The sequence below is a fragment of the Pseudomonas sp. BBP2017 genome, assembly GCF_003024385.1.
Classification (GTDB): Bacteria; Pseudomonadota; Gammaproteobacteria; order Pseudomonadales; family Pseudomonadaceae; genus Aquipseudomonas.
Window position 1 is genome coordinate 357,001 of record NZ_PVZN01000002.1, and the last position, 20,295, is coordinate 377,295.

Sequence of the window (20,295 nt, forward strand, 5' to 3'; positions counted from 1 at the left end):
CGGGCAGGCTGGACAGTCTGCTCAAGGAGATGACCATGATCCGACTGACCCTGTCCGAAGCACGAACGCTTGCCCATTCGATCCTCTTGCACAATGGCTTCACGGCTGACCACGCCGAGGCGGTGACCGACACCATCGTTGCCGGTGAGCGCGACGGTTGCGCGTCCCATGGCCTGTACCGGGTGCTGGGTTGCGTCAGCTCGCTCAAGGCCGGCAAGGTGGTAGCCGACGCACGCCCCGAAGTGATCGATCAGGCACCCTCGATCGTGCGTGTGGACGCCGCCGGTGGGTTCTCACAGCTGGCGTTCCAGGCCGGCTTGCCGCTGCTGCAGGCCAAGGCGCGGAGCAATGGCATCGCGGCCCTGGCGATCAATCGCTGTGTGCACTTTTCTGCCTTGTGGGTCGAGATCGAGCAACTGGCCGAGGTTGGCCTGGTCGCCTTGGCGTTTACCCCGAGCCATGCCTGGGTTGCGCCGGCCGGCGGTCACCAGCCGGTGTTCGGCACCAACCCTATCGCGTTCGGCTGGCCGCGGGCGGGCAAGCCTCCTTATGTGTTCGACTTTGCCACCAGCGCCATCGCCCGTGGTGACATCGAACTGCACCGGCGCGCGGGCAAGGCGATCCCCGCAGGCTGGGGCGTGGACGAGCACGGCCAGCCCAGCACCGACCCCAATGTGGTACTGGACCGTGGTGCGATGCTGACCTTCGGTGGGCACAAGGGTTCGGCACTGGCGGCGATGGTCGAGTTGATTGCCGGTCCGTTGATCGGCGACCTGACCAGCGCTGAGTCGCTGGCCCATGCCAACGGCAGCAAATCCTCGCCCTATCATGGCGAATTGCTGGTGGCCCTGGACCCGAAGCGATTCCTCGGAGACGCCGCAGACAAACACCTGGCTCGCGCCGAAAGCGTGTTTGAAAGTATTGAGGGGCAGGGCGCGCGGTTGCCGTCGCAGCGTCGTTATGCCGCGCGGGCGCGCAGCCTGGAGGAGGGGGTAGAGATACCAGAAGCCTTGTACAACGATCTCAAGGCGTTGCTGGCCTAAAGCGGTGGGAGCGGGCTTGCCCCGCGATGCGATGTGGCTGACAGATCGCAATCGCGGGGCAAGCCCGCTCCCACAGTTATCCCGCTCCCATCGGATCCTACAGTGCAGCGCGGCTGCTCTGACCGTCGACCAGACGGGCAATGCCCAATGGGTTGGCATTCTGCAACGCTTCAGGCAACAGCGCGTCCGGGCAGTTCTGGTAGCACACCGGGCGCAGGAAACGATCGATGGCCAGGCTGCCAACCGAGGTGCCACGCGCATCCGATGTCGCCGGATACGGCCCGCCATGCACCATCGCATCACAGACTTCGACGCCGGTCGGGTAGCCGTTGAACAGTACGCGGCCGACTTTCTGTTCCAGCAGCGGCAGCAACTCGGCATGGACTTGCAGGTCTGTCGCTTCGCCGATCAGCGTCGCGGTGAGCTGGCCGTGCAGACCGTTCAGGGCCTGATGCAGTTCGCCGACATCGGCCACTTCGACCAGCACGGTGGCAGGGCCGAAGACTTCTTCCTGCAACAGCGGGTCGCCGTCGATCAACAGGTCGGCGTGTGCCTTGAACAACTGGGGATGAGCCTGGTTGCCCTGTTGCGCACGGCCCGCCAGGTGGATGATGCGCGGATGTGCAAGCAGTGCCTGTACGCCCTTGGTGTAGCTGGCAAGGGTGCCGGCATTGAGCATGGTCTGCGCCGCTTGTTCGGCCAGTTGTCCCGCCAGTTGCTCGCTGAAGGCGCTGAACGCGGGGGAGCGCAGGCCGATGACCAGCCCCGGATTGGTACAGAACTGCCCGCAGCCGAGCACTACCGAGGTGGCCAGTTCGCGGGCGATCTGCTCGCCACGCTTGGCCAGCGCCTGTGGCAGTACCAGCACCGGGTTGATGCTGCTCATCTCGGCAAATACCGGAATCGGTTGTGGCCGTGCTGCGGCCATGTCGCACAGCGCGCGTCCGCCCTTGAGCGAACCGGTGAAACCGACCGCCTGGATCGCCGGGTGCTTGACCAGCGCTTCGCCAACCCCGGCGCCGTAGATCATGTTGAACACGCCCTTGGGCATGCCGGTCTGTTCGGCGGCGCGGATGATCGCGTCGGCGACTACTTCGGCGCTGGCCATGTGGCCGCTGTGCGCCTTGAACACCACCGGGCAGCCAGCGGCCAGCGCGGCGGCGGTGTCACCGCCAGCGGTGGAGAAGGCCAGCGGGAAGTTGCTCGCCCCGAACACCGCGACCGGGCCGACGCCGAGACGGTACTGACGCAGGTCGGCACGTGGCAGCGGTTGCCGATCTGCCTGGGCGCGGTCGATCCGCGCGCCAAGGTAGTCGCCCCGGCGCAGCACTTGGGCGAACAGACGCATCTGTCCGCTGGTGCGCCCACGCTCACCAAGGATGCGCGCATTGGGCAGCGCCGTCTCGCGGGTCACCAGCTGGATGAAATCATCGCCGAGGGCGTCCAGTTGTGCGGCGATGGCTTCGAGGAATTCTGCCCGCCGTGCTGGTGCGAGGCTGCGCAATGCCGGGTAGGCCTGTTGCGCGGCGCGCGCGGCAGCATCGACTTCTTCGGGTGTAGCTTGATGGAAACGATAGGGCAGGGCCTCACCACAGCTCGCCTCGTGGCTTTGCAGGGTGACAGTGCCAGCGGCGCTGCGCGCGCCGCCGATGTAGTTGTGGCCGATGATGTCCGGCATGGAACACTCCATATCAAAGGTGGGTCAGGCCAGCGAACTGCCCTGGCGAACAGGCGTGGTTTGCCCGGCGGCAATGCGTGCGGCAGCCTCGGCGTCGACCGCGTGCAGCGACTTGCCACGGGTCTCGCGGGTCAAGCCGACGGCGACGATCGAGATCAGCGCGGCGCCGACCAGATACCAGGCGATCGGTGTCGAGCTGTGGTACTTGTTGAGCAGGGTGATGGCGATCAGCGGCGCCAGCGAGCCGGCGAAAATCGGCGCGACCTGGTAGCACAGCGACAGGGCGGTGTAGCGCACGTGGGTCGGGAACATCTCGGCCATCAGCGCCGAGTAGGGCGCGTAGGTCATCGACTCGATGGCCAGGCCCAGAGTAATCGCCGCCATGATCAGCCAGCTGTTGCCGGTGTCCATCATCGGGAAGCCAACAAAGCCCCAGAACGCTGTGAGTACCGCGCCGGTCAGGTATACCGGCTTGCGTCCGACCAGGTCGGACAGGTAGCCCATCAGCGGAATCAGGAAGAAGTGCAGCAGGTGGGCGCCGAACATCAGCAAGAGGATCTGCGAGGTGTCCTTGTGCACAACCAGCTTGAGGTAGGTGATCGAGAAGGTCACCACGGTGTAGTAGAGGATGTTCTCGGCAAAACGCGCGCCGATCCCCACCAGCACTGCACGCCAGTGATGGCGCAGGACCTCGACCACACCCAGTTGCTGCTCGGCCTTTTGCGCCTGGCGGGCCTGGGCTTCTTTGAAGATCGGCGCGTCGTCGACGCTGGTGCGGATCCAGTAGCCGATCAGCACTACCACGGCCGAGAACCAGAACGCCACACGCCAGCCCCAGGCGAGGAACTGCTCTTCGGCAAGGGTGCTTGACAGCAGGAGCAAGGCCAGGGTCGCGATCAGGTTGCCCGCCGGCACCCCGGCTTGCGGCCAGCTGGCCCAGAAGCCGCGACGGTTGTCCGGGCAGTGCTCGGACACCAGCAGGATGGCACCGCCCCATTCGCCGCCGAAGGCAAAGCCCTGGATCAGCCGTAACAGCACCAGCAACACCGGCGCAGCATAGCCGATGCTGTCGAATCCGGGCAGACAGCCCATCAGGAAGGTGGTGATGCCGACCACCACCAGGCTCAGTTGCAGCAGGCGCTTGCGGCCGAATTTGTCACCGTAGTGACCGAACACCAGCCCGCCCAGAGGACGGGCGAGAAAGCCGACGGCATACAGGGCGAAGGCGGCGATGATGCCGTCGATGGGGCTGTCGGTCTGGCGGAAGAACAACTGGCCGAAGACCAGTGCCGAGGCGGTGCCGTAAAGGAAGAATTCATACCATTCGGCGACGGTCCCGGCCATGGCCGCGGCGACGACACGTTTCAATCCTGCAGGGGTGGTTGCGCTGGAAGGGTGACTGGACATGCTGGCGGTTCCTGTATGGGCGCAAAACAGGCGGGCCGGTCTCCACGTCGGAGCCGGCCCGGTCATCACATCAGAGGCCGACGTCGGGCAGCTGCGGACGGTTGGCCAGGGCCTTGGCCATGATCTGTTCGACGAACACCCGATCTGCTTCCGGCAGGGCCAGGCGTGGCGGACGGGTCAGCGCGCTGCCGCGACCGGCGATGGCTTCGCACAGCTTGATACACTGCACCAGGTCAGCGCGGGCATCCAGGTGCAGGATCGGCATCAGCCATTCGTAGATCGGCAGGGCCTCGGCAAAGCGGCCGGCCTTGGCCAGGCGGAAGATCGTCTCGCCTTCTTTCGGGAACACGTTGGACATGCCCGAGACCCAGCCTTGGGCGCCGACGGCGATGCTTTCCAGGACCACGTCGTCGAGGCCTGCGAACAGTACGAAGCGATCGCCGACTTCATTGCGCACGTCGATAAAGCGCCGGGTATCGCCGGAGGAGTCCTTGAAGCACACCACGTTGTCGCAGTCGGCCAGGGAAATCAGGATGTCCGGGGTGACGTCGTTTTTGTAGATCGGCGGGTTGTTGTAGACCATCAGCGGCACGTCGGCGTGCTTGGCCACATAACGGTAGTGCTCGGCAGTCTCGAACGGCTTGGAGCCGTAGACCAGCGCCGGCATCAGCATCACCCCGTCGACGCCGGCCTTGTGCACCGCGTTGGCCACCTTGGCCGCCTGTACGCTGGTGAACTCGGCCACGCCGCAGATCACCGGGACCCGGCCGCGCGAGGCGTCGACGGCGACTTCGGTGACGGCGATCTTTTCTTCGGCGGTCAGCGAGGTGTTTTCACCTACCGAACCACACACCACCAGGCCCGAGACGCCATCGCGGATCACGTTGGAAATCACCTCGTGGGTTTTCTCCAGGTTGATCGAGAAGTCGTCGTTGAATTGAGTGGTGACCGCAGGGAAGACGCCGCTCCAGTTTACGTGCTTGCTCATGGTGTTCTCCGGTTGTTTATTGTATTTCGTATACGATATTAAAAGTGTGTGTAGTCGACCAGTGTTTTTTTCGTGTGTGGCTGATCGGATTTTAAGGGTGTTTGTAAATCAACGGCTTAGTGATCAGGCGCCGGGCCAGGTGTCCGACAGCCGGTAGCCTTGCGGCCATGGATCGCTCGGATCGAGCAGTAATTGCTGGGTGCCGGTGATCCAGGCACGGCCGGAAATGCACGGGTAGATGGCCGCGCGTCCGGCAATTTCGGTCTGCGAATCGATGCGGCAGTGGAACTCCGAGCCGATGATCGAACGGCCGATAAAGCGCTCGCCGACCTTGAGCAAGCCTTTGGCCTGCATCACCGCCATGCGTGCCGAACAACCGGTGCCGCAGGGCGAGCGGTCGATCTTGCCGGGACGGATGACCACCGCGTTGGCGCCGGTGGCAACACCGTTCTGGTACTCGACGGGCGCGGCGATCTGGCAGAAGGAGATGTGCGACCAGTCCGGGTTCAGCGGGTGACGAAAGCCCAGCTGCTCGTTGGCGGCCTGGGTGATCTTCAGGCCGATTTCGACGATATCCCTGGCTTCGTCCGGGCGAATGGCGAAACCCAACTGGCGGGCATCGGCGATGACGAAGCTGTCGCCGCCATAGGCTGTATCGACCTGCAGCGAGCCGTAGCCTTCGACTTCAATCCAGGCGTCGAGGCGGTCGGCGAACGACGGCACGTTCTTCACTTCCACCCGCTGCACCTTGCCGTCACGGCACTCGGCGACCGCTTCGATCAGGCCGCCAGGGGCTTCGAGCACCAGGCGGGTTTCCGGTTCGGTCATCGGCAGGATGCCGCTGTCGAGCAGCACGGTAGACACGCACAGCGAGTTGGAGCCGGACATCGGAGGGGTGTCGGCGGGCTCCATGATGATCCAGGCCATCTGCGCGCGTGGGTCCTTCGGCGGCACCAGCAGATTGACGTGGCGGAACACGCCGCCGCGCGGCTCGTTGAGGACGAAGTTGCGCAGGGTCTCGTCGCGGGCGATCCAGCGCGATTGCTCCCAGACGGTGGCGCCGGGCGGCGGGGCGACGCCACCGACGATGACGTCGCCGACTTCACCTTCGGCATGGCAATTGACGATGTGGATGATTTTCGATGAGCGCATTCGGGGGACTCCTTGTGGTTGATTGGAGGGCCTTATCGCGGGGCAAGCCCCCACAGAGTGGCCTCGGTGGGGGCTTGCCCCGCGATGCTGTTATTTCACCGACTTCAAAAATGCCGCCGTCTCCGGCTGCAACGGGTTGCCGATCACCTGCTCCGGCGCGCCGATTTCGTGTACCAGGCCGTTACGGAAGAACGCCACGCGGTCCGACACATCGCGGGCAAAACGGATCTCGTGGGTCACCAGCACCATGGTCATGCCGTCTTCGGCGAGCATGCGCATGGTGTCCAGCACTTCACCCACCAGTTGCGGATCAAGCGCCGAAGTGGCTTCGTCGAACAGCATGTAGTCCGGTGACATCGCCAGCGCCCGGGCAATCGCCATGCGCTGCTGCTGCCCGCCCGACAACTTGCCGGGGAAGGTCTTGAGCTTGTCGCCGAGGCCGACGTGGGTCAGTTGCTTGACCGCCAGCTCCTCGGCTTGCTCCTTGCTCTTGCCCAGCACTTTGCGCGGCGCCAGCATCACGTTTTCCAGCACCGTCAGGTGCGGGAAGGCGTTCCACTGCTGGAACACAATGCCGATTTTCTGCCGCAAACGGTTCAGGTCAGTGGCCCGGTCGTGTACCTCGACGCCGTCGACGCGAATGCTGCCTTTCTGGATCGGCTCCAGGCCGTTGATACACATCAGCAAGGTCGACTTGCCGGAACCCGAGCCGCCGATGATCGACACCACTTCGCCTTTGTTCACGGTCAGGCTCACGCCTTTGACCACTTCGAGGTTGCCGAAGGATTTGTGTACGTTCTGGATCTCAATCATTTTCTTGCCACCTTCTTTCCAGACGGGCGCCCAGGCGGGCAACCACCAGGCTCATGACGTAGTAAATGAGGCCTGCGATGCACAGCACCAGCAGGGGTTCCTGAATCCGTGTAACGATGGTTTGCGAGGCGCGCAGCAATTCGACAATGCCGATCCACATCACCAGTGCGGTGTCTTTCATCACCCCCAGCACCAGGTTCAGCCAGCCGGGAAACGCCACCCGGCTAGCCATCGGCAGGACGATCCAGCGCAGATCCTGCAGGTAGCTCATGCCCAGAGAACGACTGGCCCGGCGCACGCTCAGCGACACCGCCAGCACACCGCCACGGACGATCTCGGTGAAGTAAGCGGCGGTGTACACGCCCAAGACGATGCAGCCGACGCTGAAGGCGCTGATGTTCAACCCGACAATGCTCTTGAACGAGTTGAACAGCACGAACTGGATCAGCAGCGGCACGCTGCGAAACACATCGAGCACCCACGCCAGCGGCAGGCTGAGCCGTGGCCAAAGGGCGCGGGCGAGGCCGAACAGCAGCCCGGCGAAGGTGCCCAAGAGGATGGCCCAGAAGGTCAGTTGCACGGTGATCCGTGCCCCATCGAGCAGGAACATGAAGTCGTTCCAGGTAAAGCTGGTGGAGAACATGCCGGGCTCCTCAGTAGCGGAACAAGCGCCAGGCCATCAGCCGCGCTACCGCCACAATCGCCTTGGCGATCACGTAGTAGAGCGCCGCCGCCAGGGCGAAGTATTCGAAGGTGCGGAAGGTCTTGACGTTGTAGTCCTGAGTCACGCCGGTGAGGTCGTTGTTCAGGCCGACGATCACTCCCAGCGAAGTCATCAACACCGCCCAGACCATCTGGTTGGTCAACGGGTAGAACACCACCCGCAGCAACTGCGGAATGACGATCATCCGGTAGGTCTGGAAGGCGCTCATGCCTAGCGAGCGGGCCGCACGCATCTGCGTGGTCGGCACCGCCTTGAGGCCGCCGCGAAAGTTTTCCGCCAGGTAGCCGGCGTTGTTGAAGGTGATCCCCGCGAGCAGGGCGATCCACGAACTGACATGCAGGCCCATCGAGCCGAGACCGAAGTACAGGATGTAGATCTGGAACAGCGAAGGGGTGTTGCGCGCGATCGACACCCAGCCATTGGCAAAACCGCGCAGCAGTGGTTGTTTGCCTTCGCGCATCACGGTCAGGGCCAGGGCAATCAGCACCCCGAAGATCATTGACAGCGCGGCGGTCTCGAAGGTGACCCAGGCACCGGACAGCATGTCTGGCAGGGCGCGCAGGGCCGAGCGCCATTGGAAGGTGTAGTCAAACATGCGCGGGGCTCTCCTTGCAGACGGCAGGTTGCAGCCAGGCTGGCAGGCGACCGCTGGCCTGGCCGCTGCAGGCCGATTCGACACACTCGGCGAGGCTGGCAAAATGCACCGGGCGACCGGCCAGACCCGGCCCGTAGTGGGCGTATTTACCCGAGTTGGTCATCAGCGTGCGCGCCGCTGGCGGGATCACCGGCTCACCGAGCATGCACCAGCAGGTGTCCGTCACCAGGGTCACGCCGAAGCGTTCGAGCTCGACGATATGCCCGGCGGCGCGGGCCTGTTCGAGCACCGCGCGGCCACAGGTAATCGCCACCACCACCTCCGGGTGTTTGTGCCGGCCCCGGCACAGGCTGGCAAGCGCTGCGAACTCGCTGAGCGAGAAATGCGGGTTGCCCAGCGAAACCACGTCGACTCTAGGCTCGCGGGCGCTGTTGAGCTCGCGCCAGCTGTGCAGCAGCTCCGCCAGTTGCAGGCGCTCGGAGGGCAGGGGGGCGCCGGGTTCAAGCACTTGCGCCGGCTCCAGCGCTTCCGGCGTGACCCCGGCGATATGAAACAGCGGCGCGGCAGAGGTGGTGGCAAAGGCGGCGCCGAACGCCTTGAGATCGTCCAGGCTGGGTTGCGCCTGTTCCAGCCCGCGCACCAGAGGAATCCGCGAACCGGACAGGGCGCCGATGTGGTAGCCGAGCAGGGGGTAGAAGCTGTCGTCGAGGTCGGCCAGCTGCGGCACTTCGACAATCAGCTGGGCCTTGCGCTGGCTGTCGAGGTGGCAGCCGATGCTCGGCGCCCGGCCGGTCAGGGCGATGCAGATGTCGAGGTAGTCCGGGTATTTGAGCGTGCGCGCACCCAACACACTGTTGGCGTAGACCACCGCGTTTGATTCGGCCCAGACCACCTGTTCGCCCAGGGTCGGCGCGCTGTCGAGCAGGTAAGGTGCGCAGGTAAAACTCAGTTGCGCACCCATGGCCATGTAGGCATCACCCAGGGCACTGGCCGGCTCGCCGAGCGCCGGGTCGATGCCCAGTTCGCGCCAGCGGCGCTGGTCGACCGAAATGGAATTGAGCGTGGTCGGCACCCGCACCTTCGCCCCCCACTGCACCAGCTGTTCGGCAAAGCGCAGGCTGGCGGGGCCGGTGTAGATACAGCCGTCGATATGCGCCTGGGTCACGTCCAGTAACTGCTCGGCGCCTTGCAGCTCGGCCATGCGCAGGACGATCTGCATCGCCATCTGCGCCGCTTTGCCATGGCTGCCATCAAGTAGCGCCTGGTCCTGCGGGCTCAGGTTCAGGGCGCTGCTCAATGGCCGGTCAGCCGGGGTAAACGACGGGGCCTGCCAGGGGGCGGCGGGCGCCTGGGCAAACAGGCTCAGGCGCTCTCCTTCAACCCGCGCAAAGCCTGCGCCGCGTAAACCGGCGAAAGCCTCCTTGCCGATGCACAGCACCGGCAAGGAGCGCCCGAACAGGGTCTGCGCGACCAGCACGCCGAGGGTCAGGATCTCGTCGGCCTCGGCCAGCACCAATGCTGCCGGTGCGTGGCCGTTGCTGATCAGTTCCATCATCACGCTGCTGCCGGTGCACGAGCCGCGTCCGCTGGGGATCGCCAGCACACGCCCGGCGATGCTCTGGCCGCTGAGTGGGTGATGGCGGTCGATCACTTCGCCGCTGAACGGGTCGACCCCGCCCCAGAAGCTCAGCCCGGTGTCGGCGAACAGCAGTTCGCCCTGGGCCGCGCCCTCGACCAGGCTACGCCCGGCCAGGGGTTTGGGAGTGCTGGTCATGCTACCCACCTCAGTAGTAAACCTGTGGCACGGTCAGGTCGGTCGGGGCGATTTCGGTCCCCACCCACTTGGTGAACAGCTCCTTGTAGCGCCCGGTGCGCACCTGCTGGTTGACGAACAGGTCGAGGTAGCGCAGCAGACCGTACTCGTTGCGCTTGGCGCCCAGCGATACGTAGTCGATCACGTAGGGCGCGTTACCGGCGACCTTGAGGTTCTTGTACTTGCCGGACTTAAGGGTGGCGGCGGCGACGGTGTTGGTGACCACGGTGGCGTCTATGTGGCCCTGAGCGACGGCGAGCAGGGTGTCGTTCTGCGACTGGTAGGCGCGGAAGCTGCCGCTGCCCCAGCGCTTCACGTCCTTCTCCAGGGCGATGGCTTCATAGGTGCCGCTGGTGTTGCCCAGCGCCTTGCCCTTGAGGTCATCGAAGCTGTTGATGCCGGTATTGTCGCGAGTCAGCACGACCATCTGAAAGGCGAAGTAGGGTACGGTCAGGCCGACCGTCTTGGCTCGCTCCAGGGTGTCGGAGGTGGATGCTACGATCACGTCGGCGCGACCGGAAACCAGGGCCGGAATGCGGTCAGGGAAGGGCGTTTCGACCACTTCGGGCTCGACCCCGAGGATTTTCGCCAGGTCGTTGCAGTAGTCGACGTCGAACCCGGCGGGTTTGTTGGCTTCGTCGCGAAAACCCATCGGTGGGAAGTCCAGGGTTACGGCGCAGCGCAGCTTGCCGGAGCCGATGATGTCATCGAGCTTGTCGGCTTGGGCGTTGGCAATGCAGGCGGTACTGAGAACAGCGCTGAGGGCTACGGCAAATGTGCGGTTTTTCATAGGTGCCTCGTGGTGGGTGAGTGCTGTTAAATATCGTAGCTGAGATTTCGTATACGATATTTTAAAGTGCAATGGCCGTGCCTATTTTTGTGTTGTCGCAGGAATTGTCCTTCAGCCCTTGCACTAGGGCGTCTGACAGAAGGAGCGGCTGCTGTGGGAGGTTTCAGCGTGCCTGGCCGGGTGTATGACGGGTGTTACATATGGGAGCACTGCGTGCGCGCAGCGCCCCGGAAAGGAACACTCAGCGTTGGCTGTCGCGGTACTGGCTGGGCGAAAGCCCGGTGAGGGCGCGGAACTGGCGGCTGAAGGCGCTGTGGTCGGTGTAACCGCAGCGCAGGGCGATGTCGGTGATCGGCAGGTCGAGGTCTTGCAGCAAGCGTGAGGCTTCTTCCAGGCGCGCTTTGTGGATCATCTGCCGCGGCGTGAGCTGGAAGATCCGTTTGCAATGGCGCTCCAGCTGCGCGATCGACAGCCCGGCGATGGCGGTCAGTTCGGCGAGGCTGATGGGGCGGCTGAAGTGGCTGCGGATATGCGCGTCGACGGCGGCGAGTTTCTGGAACGCCGGGTGGTTCGACTGCGGCAATTGCAGGTCACGGGAGATCCCGGCGAGGCCGACGATGCTGCCGTCGGCATCCTTGAGCGGGCGTTTGTGGGTCAGGCACCAGATCGGCTGGTTGCCGAAGTAAAGGTGCAGCTCAAGCTGGTCGGCCAGTTCCCGGCCACTGCTCAGCACGCGGCGGTCCTGCTCGGTGTAGAGCGGGCCGAAGCGGGCGGGGAACACGTGTTCGGCGGTGAGCCCGAGCAGCTCGTCGCAGTGCTTGCGGCCGCAGCGCCGGGCCAGGGTCTGGTTGACGAAGGCGTAACGCGCTTCGCGGTCCTTGATGAAGAACACCACGTCGTTGAGGGTGTCGAGCAGCGGCGCGATCGGCTGCAGGCTGCTCAGCAGGGTCGGCAGATCGCAGGGGGCGAAGTGGTTGAGCGTGGCGTGCATGGCGCTGACGGTCCGGGGGCGACCGTCGGGATCATAGAGTGTCCCCAGCGCTTATCTCAAGCGCCGGGCGTTTCCTCCAGGCACAGCAGGGTGTCGATGCGCGCCGGGCTGAACGGCGGGCGCGGCGCCGAGGGTTGCCAGCCGAACAGGTGGCGGGTGGCCGCGCCGCAGACCCGGCCCTGACAGGCGCCCATGCCGCAGCGGCTGGCGAGCTTGGCGTCGCGCCAGTTACTGTGGACGGCGAGGGCGGAATAGGCGACATCTTCGCAGCGGCACACCAGGGTGTCGGCAGCCGCCAGCGACTTGAGCGCCGGGTCGAGGGCGAAGGCCTTGTTCAGGGCATCGGCGAACCCATGCCAGCGGGCGCGTTGGCGCAACAGCCGCTGCGCCGCCTGGCGATTGCCAACTGCGGCATGGCCAGCAATAGCACCTTCCACCAGGGCCCGTTCGCTGCCGCCGAAGCCGGTGCACTCACCTGCGGCGTAAACGCCGGGCAGCGTCGTCTCCTGCCAGTTGTCCACGGCAACGGCGTCATGCGCGACGGCGCAGCCCAGGGCCTGGGCCAGCTGGATATTGGGGATCAGGCCAAAGCCACAAGCCAGTCGATCACAGGCGATTTCCACGATCTTGCCGTTTTGCATCAAGCGCACACCTTCCAGGCGATCGCTACCCAGCGCGGCAAGTACATGGCTGGCGCTGCGGTACTGGCGGTCGAACAGGCTGAAGGACTGCAGGAGTTTTTGCGGCCAGCGCGGCAATTGCGCGGCAAAGCCGGCGACGGCGGCGGGCGAGGCCTGTTCGGCGATGCGCAGCACCCGGGCACCGTGGTCTTTGGCAGTGGCGGCGCTGGCTAGCAGCAACGGCCCGCTGCCAGCGATCACGATACGTTGCTCGCGCACCGGCAGTCCGGCCTTGATCAGTGCCTGCAAACCGCCGGCACCGGTCACTCCAGGCAGGGTCCAGCCGGGGAAGGGCAGCAGCAGTTCACGGGCGCCGGTGCAGAGGATCAGCCGGTCGTAGCGGATCTGCCAGCCACGCTCGGCGTCTTCCACCAGCAGGGTGTCCGGGCCGGGCTGGGCGATCACGCGCGTGCCGCTGTAGTAGTGCACATTGCTGCAGGCGAGTACCTGCTCGCGCAGCTGACGGGCTTGGGCGGGCACTTTGGCCTGGGGCCCGTCGCGCCAGATCTGCCCGCCCGGCAGCGGGTTGTCGTCGAGCAGTACGATGCGCGCGGCACGGGGCGCGGCGGCCAGTACTGCGGCAAGGCCGGCGGGACCGGCGCCGATGATCAACAGGTTGGCATGTTCGCTCATGCTCGGGTCTCCACTTGCATGCCGTCGCGGCACAGGGTCTGGCAGGCCAGACGCCGGCGGCCGTCGATGTGTACCCGGCATTCCTGGCAAATGCCCATGCCGCACAGCGGTGCGCGGCGCTGACCGCCGACCGAAGTGCGTGAGCAACCATCGCCGCCCAACGCCAGTGCGGCAGCCACGCTGGTGCCATCGGCCACCTGCAGTGGGCGTCCATCGAGGGTCAGGTCAGGCATGGGTGAGTGCTCCCAGGAAGCGTTCAGGCAGATAGGGTTGGATCGCCAGCGCTGGCGTTTCGTCGAACAGTTGTGCGGTCAGCAGGTCGGCCGTCGCCGGGGCGGTGGTGACACCGAGGCCCTCGTGACCGACCGCGAGCCACAGGCCATCCTGATGAGGGTGTCGGCCCACCAGCGGCAAGCCGTCGGGACTGGCGGCGCGAAAGCCGGTCCAGGCGCGGATGCCGTTCAAATGCGCCAGCTCCGGCATGTATTCAGTCGCGCGCTTGAGCATGCGCGCCAGCATCCAGCCTTCAACGGCCGGGTCGCTGGTGCCGAACTGGCGCGAAGCACCGATGAACAGCTGGCCGGTCGGGCGCGGCTGGATGTTACAGGCGGTGGACGGGCCGCTGGCGTTATGCGCGCTGGTCACATAGCCCAGCTCCACCAGCGTATGGGTGACGGTGCCGGGGTAGCGGTCGGTGATCAGCAGGTGGCCTTTCTTCGGCTCGATCGGCAGTTCCGGGCACAGGTCGGTGGCCTGGATGCCGTTGGCCAGCACCACCGCATCGGCGCTCAGCCACTGGCTGTCGTCCAGGCGCACCCGCTTGCCCTGCACTGCAGTGACCCGTGCCCGGCGCTGTTCGATCCGCGGCGATTGCAGCATCCAGCGGGCGGTGGCCGGGGCATAAAGGATGCCGTCGCCGTTGATCAGCAGACCACCTTCCAGCCCCTGACGTAGAGCCGGTTCGCGCTGGCGCAGGGCGTGTCCGGCAACCAGCTCGCAGGCTACGCCCTGGGCTTGCAGCACGCTGAATTTGTGTTCGGCCACAGCCATCTCTTCGGCGTTGGCCGCCAGCCACAGGGTGCCATTGCTGCGGTAAGCGCAGTCCTCGGGTAGCTGGGGAGCCATTGAGCGCCAGCGTTGCAGCGAATGCTGGCTGAGCGCCAACTCTGGCGCATTGTCGTCGAGCACCAGCAGGTGGCCCATGCCGGCTGCCGTGGCGCCGTGCAGACCGGCATCGAGCACCAGCACCTGCAGCCCCCGCGCGGCCAGCGACTGCGCGCAGGCGGCGCCGATGATCCCGGCGCCGATCACGATCACATCGGCCGCGGCACCACGGCTCACGGGCGGATGCCCCAGGCGAACGGATCGTCTTCCTGCAGGATGAGTGTGGCTTCGGCGCTGATGTGCGCGCGGCCGCGAATGGTTGGGACGATGCGCTCACCGTCGGTTTCAAACGAGCCTTCGAACTGGCTGCCGATCACACTGGCCTGACGCCAGACCTGGCCTGGTTGCAGCTTGCCGTCGGCGGCCAGGCACGCGAGTTTTGCACTGGTCCCGGTGCCGCAGGGCGAACGGTCGTAGGCCTTGCCGGGGCAGAGCACGAAGTTGCGGCTGTCGGCGTGCGGGTCGTCGGCGAACAGCTCGATATGATCGATCAGGCCGCCGTCTTCGCCGCGAATGCCCTGATTCTCCAGCGCCTGTTGTACTGCGCAGGTATAGGCTGTCAGCGCTTCGATGTTGTCCCCGGCGACGTTCAGACCGTGCTCGGCGATCAGGAAGAACCAGTTGCCGCCCCAGGCCACATCGCCAACCACCTGGCCGATGCCCGGCACCTCCAGTGTCAGGTCCTTGCGGTAACGGTAGGCAGGCACGTTGCGCACGCTGACCGAGTTGTCTTCGTGCAGGGTCGCCTGCACGGTGCCGACCGGGGTTTCGATACGGTGCACCCCTGGGCCGATGCGGCCCAAGTGCGCCAGCGACACCACCAGACCGATGGTGCCGTGGCCGCACATACCCAAGTAGCCGGTGTTATTGAAAAAGATCACCCCGGCGCAGGCGCTCGGGTCCAGCGGCTCGCACAACAGCGCGCCAACCAGCACATCACTGCCACGCGGCTCCAGCATGCAGGCGCTGCGCCATTGGTCGTACTGCTGGGCCAGGCGCTGGCGGCGTTCGGCCATGCTGGCGTGGCCAAGTGCAGGGAAGCCGTCGATGACCAGGCGGGTGGGTTCGCCGCCGGTGTGGGAGTCGATCACACTGATGCGTTTCATGGGGAGGCCGCGTCCGTTCCGGGAAGTGAACGACAGAGTGGCGTGTCCCCTGGCTTGCAGGCTTGATGACTTTAAGCCATGTCGACGACGAAATCAGCACAGCGACCCGCCATTGTCACTTGGTCTGCGGCAGGTGCTCGAAGAGGGTCTTGCAGACGCCGGCGATGTGCTCGTCAAGCAGGGTGACGGCACGTTCGACATCCTTGGCCCGGCAGGCATCGAGGATCTCGCGGTGTTCATGATCGGCGCGATCCTTGCCCGCCGACAGGCTCATCTGCATGCGCAGGTAGCGCTCCAGCTTGTCGTTCACCGAGCGGATCATGTTCACCAGAAAGGGCCGCTGCGCAGGCTCGTACAGGCAGGCGTGCAGCTCCCAGTTCAGCTCGGCCCAGCGCCCGACGTCGTTCTCGCCGACGAACTCCTGGCAGATCCGTTCGGCGCGCGCGAAGGTTTCTTCGGTCATGTTCGGGATCGCCAGGCGCAGCGCCTTGTCTTCGAGCAGCATGCGCACTTCGAACATCTGCGCCAGCTCAGGTTCGGACATGCGCGTAACCATCGCCCCGCGATTGCGCTGGAACATCACCAGCCCCTCCGCCTCCAGGCGCTTGAGCGCCTCGCGTACGGGGATCTTGCTGACGTTGAACTGGCGAGCGATGTCGTCCTGACGGATCGGTTCGTCTTCGGCGAAGTGCCCGGCAATGATCGCATCGCGCAGGTGATGGGTGATGATTTCCGAGGTCGAAGGCGTGTTGCCCAGATCCGGGGCGTTAAGGCGAGGTACGGTCACGGTGGCGTCGTCCGAAGTTCTTTGTGGATATGGTATACGAATTTAGTACGCCCTAGGGTTTCGCGGGGCAAGCCCGCTCCCACCGTATGAGCAGATCAACCGGTGGGAGCGGGCTTGCCCCGCGAAAAGAGGCTACTTGCGAGCTTCCAGAATCAAATTGAAGGGCGTTTCCGTGGCCCGGCGAAAATGTTTGAAACCAGCCTCCTCGAACACCGCACGCAAGCGCGCTTCCCCAGCCTGGGCACCGAGCCCCAGACCCACTTCCTGGGACAGCGAGTTGGGCGTGCAGATAAAGGTCGAGGCGGCATAGAACAGGCGACCCACTGGTGTGCTGTTTTCCTCCAGGCTGTCCTTGGCAAAAGGCTCGACCAACAGCACCGTGCCGTCGTCCTTGAGCGCTTTGTAGGCATGGCGGGCAGCGCCTACCGGGTCGCCCATGTCGTGCAGGCAGTCGAAGTAGCAGATCAGGTCGTAATCCTTGCCGGGGAAATCCTTGGCGCTGGCCTGGATGAACTGTGTGCGCTCCGCTACCCCACCTTCGGTAGCGCGCTGGCTGGACACTGTGATCGACGGCGCGTGGTAGTCGAAGCCGTAGAACTGTGAAGCAGGAAAGGCCTGGGCCAGGATCACCGTTGAGGCGCCATGGCCGCAGCCAACGTCGGCGACCTTGGCCCCGGCCTGCAGTTTATCGACCACTCCCTTCAGGGTCGGCAGCCATTCGCTCACCAAGTGGGCGCGGTAACCGGGACGGAAGAAGCGTTCAGTGCCGCTGAACATGCAGGGATGATGGTCACCCCAGGGCAGGCCACCGTCGCCGCGCATGGCGGCCACCAGTTTGTCTTTGTCGTGAAACAGCGCGGCAATTACCGAAGCACCGCCAGCGGCGTAAACCGGTGAGTCCTCAATGGCCAGCGCCATGGCCTGCTCCTCGGGCAGGCGAAAGCGGCCGTCCTGGTGTTCCATATAGCCCGATGCAGCCTGGGCGCTGAGCCATTCGCGCAGCAGCCGGGCATTGCAGCCGGTCTTTTGCGCCAGTTGTTCGGGGCTGATGAATTGACTGTCGGCCATGGCCCGGTACAGGCCCAGCTCATCGCCGAGGATCAGGTTGGCCAACAGCGCGGCGGCGCCCATGTCGTTGACCAGTTTTCCCATGAAGTCATTCAGTTTGGCTTCGTCCATTGCGTGTTCTCCTGCAAGAAGTCCAACGTCAACGGGGTCGTCACGCCAGGCGACGACCTCGGGCCATTTCTCGTGGGGCAACTATTAAGTCTAGTTCAGCGCGCCTGACCGGATGAGCGTTCGCGCAGCGCTTTGCTGACTTTCGACTGCATCTGGTAAGCCGGTGCTTCGACCGCATCGAAGTCACGCGAGTAGCGCCGGGCGAATTCTTCCACGCCCCATTGCTGGTACTGCTGCACATGGTGCAGTTCGTGGGCCCAGAGCGCAGCGTTGTCCTGGGCATCGGCCTCGTTGCGAAAGACGATGATGTCGATCAGGGTCACGGCGTTGACGTCGGGGTTCTGCAGCAAGGCGTTGGCGCTGTCCAGGGCCTGTTGGTCGCCGACTTTGTAGCGCGCCGCATCCAGCACCTGGAAGTCGTAATACGGCTCAAGCTGGGCGCGGATGTGCAGGGGAATCGGCAGCACCGTACCGGCCGCCGCTGTGTCGCGCGCCTGTTGCAGGGCCAGTGCCAGGGAGTTGCTGGCTATGCGCCCGAGGTCGTTGAGCACGCTACGGGCCTCGCCCGGATCAATCGGCGAGCAGATGCAACTGCCCAGGCAGATTTCGTACTGGCCAGCGGGGCAGGCGGCGAGGGCGTTGAGCGGGGCGAGCAGGGCCAGACCAAGCAACAGCGGTTCAAGGACTCTCATGCAAGGCCCCGGCGAGAAACTCACGGGAGGCCTTGAGCACTTCCTGCTGGCTGGATGGGTTGGCCAGCATGCGCGCGATCACCAGCGCGCCCACGCACTGGCTGAGCAGGGCCCAGGCCAGGTCGGGGTCTTCGAGGGTGTCGGCCCAGGCGTGTTGCAGGGTGCGCAGCCAGTGTTCGGCCTCTTCACGCACTGGTAGCGGCGCCTGGGCGATTTCGGCACCCAGGGCCGGGATGGCGCAACCGCCTTCGGGGTTGTGCACGTGGGCCAGGCTCAGGTAATGGTCCAGGCAGCGTTCAAGGCGCTGGCGGTTCATCGGTTGCTGGGCCATGGGGCTCAGCGACAGTTCGCGGCGCACCACTTCGGTGAACAGGTCGTCCTTGGACGGGAAGTGGTTGTAGAACGCCCCCCCGGTCAGGCCGATGGCCTTCATCAGGCCGGCGACGCCAGTGGCATTGAAGCCGCCGCGCTTGGCTAGGGCGCCGCTGCTCTCCAGCAGTTTCTGCCGGGTTTGTTCCTTGTGGGTGGTGGAGTAGCGCACGCCGACTTTCTCCGTAGCACTGACTTGACGAAGCCTGGATCATAGCATAGCGTTCGTTTACTAAATGATCGTTTACCAATGGAGGCGATGGATGACCCAGGGCAAGAAAGTGGTGTTGGTAGTAGGGGCCGGTGATGCCACCGGCGCAGCGATTGCCAAGCGTTTTGCCCGCGAGGGCTATATCGCCTGCGTGACCCGGCGCAGCGCCGACAAGCTGCAGCAGCTGGTGGACGAGATTCGTGCCGCGGGTGGCGAGGCGCATGGCTTTGCCTCCGATGCACGCAAGGAAGAGGAGGTGGCGGCGCTGGTTGAACAGATCGAAACTACCCTCGGCCCGATCGAGGCGTTCGTGTTCAATATTGGCGCCAACGTGCCGTGCAGCATTCTCGACGAGACCGCACGAAAGTACTTCAAGATCTGGGAAATGGCCTGCTTCGCCGGCTTCCTGACCAGTCAGGCCGTGGCCCGGCGCATGGTGACCCGTGAGCACGGAACCATTCTGTTCACTGGCGCTACCGCCGGCCTGCGCGGCGCTGCCGGCTTTGCTGCGTTCGCCGGGCTAAACATGGCATTCGCGCCCTGGCGCAGAGCATGGCCCGTGAGCTTGGGCCGCGTAATATCCATGTCGCCCATGTGGTGGTGGACGGTGCCATCGACACTGCATTCATCCGCGACAGCTTCCCCGAGCGCTATGCGCTCAAGGAGCAGGACGGCATCCTTGACCCCGCGCACATTGCCGACAGCTACTGGTTCCTGCACGCGCAGCCGCGTGATGCCTGGACCTTCGAACTCGATCTGCGGCCGTGGATGGAACGTTGGTAAGCCTCTGACAACAACAAGGACTCTGAACAATGAGCAAAACCGTCGAATTCTTCTTTGACCTGGGCAGCCCGGCCAGTTACCTGGCCTGGACCCAACTGCCGGCGCTGTGTGCCCGGCATGATGCGCAACTGCTGTACCGGCCGATGCTGCTGGGCGGGGTGTTCCAGGCCACCGGCAATGCTTCGCCAGCAATGGTGCCGGCCAAGGCGCGCTATGTGTTTGCCGATTTTCAGCGCTATGCCGAGCGCTATGGCGTGACCCTGGCGTTCCCGCCGGGCTTTCCGCTCAACACCCTTGGGCTGATGCGCGGCACCCTGGCTGTGCAATTGTTTCAACCTGAGCGCTTCGAGGCTTACCTCGATGCGCTGTTCCCGGCGATGTGGGTGCAGCAACGCAACCTGGGCGATCCGCAGGTGTTGGCAACGGTGTTGCGCGAAGCAGGCTTCGATCCCGAGCAGTATCAAGCCTGGAGCGCAGATCCACAGGTCAAGGCGGCACTCAAGGAAGCCACTGAAGAAGCCGTGCGCCGTGGCACGTTCGGAGCGCCGACGTTCTTTGTCGGTGAGCAGATGTTCTTTGGTCAGGACCGCCTGGATTTCGTTGAAGCGGCATTGGTTTGAATGGGTACAGTCAAGTGATACGGTATTATTTTCAGTAACTGTATGGTCGGCCTGGGTCAGGACTCCGCTAGTGTCAG

20 protein-coding genes and 1 pseudogene are annotated in these 20,295 nt (G+C 64.7%); 3 read left to right on the forward strand and 18 right to left on the reverse strand.

Annotation, left to right across the window (positions count from 1 at the left end; all coding sequences use genetic code 11):
• The first annotated feature begins 35 nt into the window (after positions 1-35).
• Positions 36-1,043, forward strand: a complete 1,008-nt coding sequence (locus tag C6382_RS04430; protein WP_107023324.1) for an Ldh family oxidoreductase — start codon at positions 36-38, stop codon at positions 1,041-1,043.
• 97 nt (positions 1,044-1,140) lie between these two features.
• Here the strand turns inward: C6382_RS04430 and C6382_RS04435 are convergent, their stop codons facing one another.
• From C6382_RS04435 to C6382_RS04520, 18 genes are all read right to left on the reverse strand, one after another.
• A complete protein-coding gene (locus tag C6382_RS04435) occupies positions 1,141-2,721 on the reverse strand; it encodes an aldehyde dehydrogenase (NADP(+)) (RefSeq protein WP_107023325.1) in 1,581 nt (526 codons plus the stop codon).
• Positions 2,722-2,745: 24 nt separating this feature from the next.
• On the reverse strand, positions 2,746-4,128 hold the full coding sequence (abaF, locus tag C6382_RS04440) for a fosfomycin efflux MFS transporter AbaF (protein WP_107023326.1): 1,383 nt from the start codon (positions 4,126-4,128) through the stop codon (positions 2,746-2,748).
• A 70-nt stretch (positions 4,129-4,198) separates the two neighbouring features.
• On the reverse strand, positions 4,199-5,116 hold the full coding sequence (locus C6382_RS04445; RefSeq protein WP_038611641.1) for a dihydrodipicolinate synthase family protein: 918 nt from the start codon (positions 5,114-5,116) through the stop codon (positions 4,199-4,201).
• 123 nt (positions 5,117-5,239) lie between these two features.
• On the reverse strand, positions 5,240-6,268 hold the full coding sequence (locus C6382_RS04450; protein WP_107023327.1) for a proline racemase family protein: 1,029 nt from the start codon (positions 6,266-6,268) through the stop codon (positions 5,240-5,242).
• A 90-nt stretch (positions 6,269-6,358) separates the two neighbouring features.
• A complete protein-coding gene (locus C6382_RS04455; protein WP_107023328.1) occupies positions 6,359-7,081 on the reverse strand; it encodes an amino acid ABC transporter ATP-binding protein in 723 nt (240 codons plus the stop codon).
• Positions 7,074-7,724, reverse strand: a complete 651-nt coding sequence (locus C6382_RS04460; protein WP_107023329.1) for an amino acid ABC transporter permease — start codon at positions 7,722-7,724, stop codon at positions 7,074-7,076. Before C6382_RS04460 ends, C6382_RS04455 begins: the two co-directional genes overlap by 8 nt.
• 10 nt (positions 7,725-7,734) lie before the next feature.
• A complete protein-coding gene (locus C6382_RS04465) occupies positions 7,735-8,400 on the reverse strand; it encodes an amino acid ABC transporter permease (RefSeq protein WP_038611630.1) in 666 nt (221 codons plus the stop codon).
• Positions 8,393-10,174 (reverse strand): aconitase X, encoded by a 1,782-nt coding sequence (locus tag C6382_RS04470; protein WP_107023330.1) that lies wholly within the window; start codon positions 10,172-10,174, stop codon positions 8,393-8,395. Before C6382_RS04470 ends, C6382_RS04465 begins: the two co-directional genes overlap by 8 nt.
• A gap of 10 nt (positions 10,175-10,184) precedes the next feature.
• Positions 10,185-11,003 carry a transporter substrate-binding domain-containing protein gene (locus C6382_RS04475; protein ID WP_107023331.1) on the reverse strand — a complete coding sequence of 273 codons (819 nt, stop codon included), beginning with the start codon at positions 11,001-11,003 and terminating at the stop codon, positions 10,185-10,187.
• Between the two features lie 241 nt (positions 11,004-11,244).
• Positions 11,245-11,994: an AraC family transcriptional regulator gene (locus C6382_RS04480; RefSeq protein ID WP_107023332.1), complete on the reverse strand. Its 750-nt coding sequence runs from the start codon at positions 11,992-11,994 to the stop codon at positions 11,245-11,247.
• A gap of 56 nt (positions 11,995-12,050) precedes the next feature.
• Entirely contained in the window at positions 12,051-13,307 is a 1,257-nt protein-coding gene (locus C6382_RS04485; RefSeq protein ID WP_107023333.1) for an FAD/NAD(P)-binding oxidoreductase, read from the reverse strand.
• Positions 13,304-13,540, reverse strand: a complete 237-nt coding sequence (locus tag C6382_RS04490; protein WP_107023334.1) for a (2Fe-2S)-binding protein — start codon at positions 13,538-13,540, stop codon at positions 13,304-13,306. Before C6382_RS04490 ends, C6382_RS04485 begins: the two co-directional genes overlap by 4 nt.
• The gene (locus tag C6382_RS04495; RefSeq protein WP_107023335.1) at positions 13,533-14,648 is read right to left on the reverse strand and encodes an FAD-binding oxidoreductase; all 1,116 of its coding nucleotides are present in this window, start codon (positions 14,646-14,648) and stop codon (positions 13,533-13,535) included. Before C6382_RS04495 ends, C6382_RS04490 begins: the two co-directional genes overlap by 8 nt.
• Positions 14,645-15,577 carry a 4-hydroxyproline epimerase gene (locus C6382_RS04500; protein WP_107023336.1) on the reverse strand — a complete coding sequence of 311 codons (933 nt, stop codon included), beginning with the start codon at positions 15,575-15,577 and terminating at the stop codon, positions 14,645-14,647. The genes C6382_RS04495 and C6382_RS04500 overlap by 4 nt, the downstream gene beginning before the upstream one ends.
• Positions 15,578-15,692: 115 nt before the next feature.
• Positions 15,693-16,364 carry a GntR family transcriptional regulator gene (locus C6382_RS04505; protein WP_107023337.1) on the reverse strand — a complete coding sequence of 224 codons (672 nt, stop codon included), beginning with the start codon at positions 16,362-16,364 and terminating at the stop codon, positions 15,693-15,695.
• Positions 16,365-16,496: 132 nt separating this feature from the next.
• Entirely contained in the window at positions 16,497-17,543 is a 1,047-nt protein-coding gene (locus tag C6382_RS04510) for a class I SAM-dependent methyltransferase (RefSeq protein WP_107023338.1), read from the reverse strand.
• 95 nt (positions 17,544-17,638) lie between these two features.
• Entirely contained in the window at positions 17,639-18,235 is a 597-nt protein-coding gene (locus C6382_RS04515) for a DUF4157 domain-containing protein (RefSeq protein WP_107023339.1), read from the reverse strand.
• The gene (locus C6382_RS04520; protein WP_107023340.1) at positions 18,222-18,776 is read right to left on the reverse strand and encodes a TetR/AcrR family transcriptional regulator; all 555 of its coding nucleotides are present in this window, start codon (positions 18,774-18,776) and stop codon (positions 18,222-18,224) included. The genes C6382_RS04515 and C6382_RS04520 overlap by 14 nt, the downstream gene beginning before the upstream one ends.
• A gap of 91 nt (positions 18,777-18,867) precedes the next feature.
• Here C6382_RS04520 and C6382_RS04525 point away from each other — a divergent pair.
• Positions 18,868-19,598 (forward strand): annotated as a pseudogene (locus C6382_RS04525) (SDR family oxidoreductase).
• Positions 19,599-19,627: 29 nt separating this feature from the next.
• Positions 19,628-20,218, forward strand: coding sequence for a 2-hydroxychromene-2-carboxylate isomerase (locus C6382_RS04530; RefSeq protein ID WP_107023341.1), 591 nt, complete (start codon positions 19,628-19,630; stop codon positions 20,216-20,218).
• Positions 20,219-20,295: the final 77 nt, after the last annotated feature.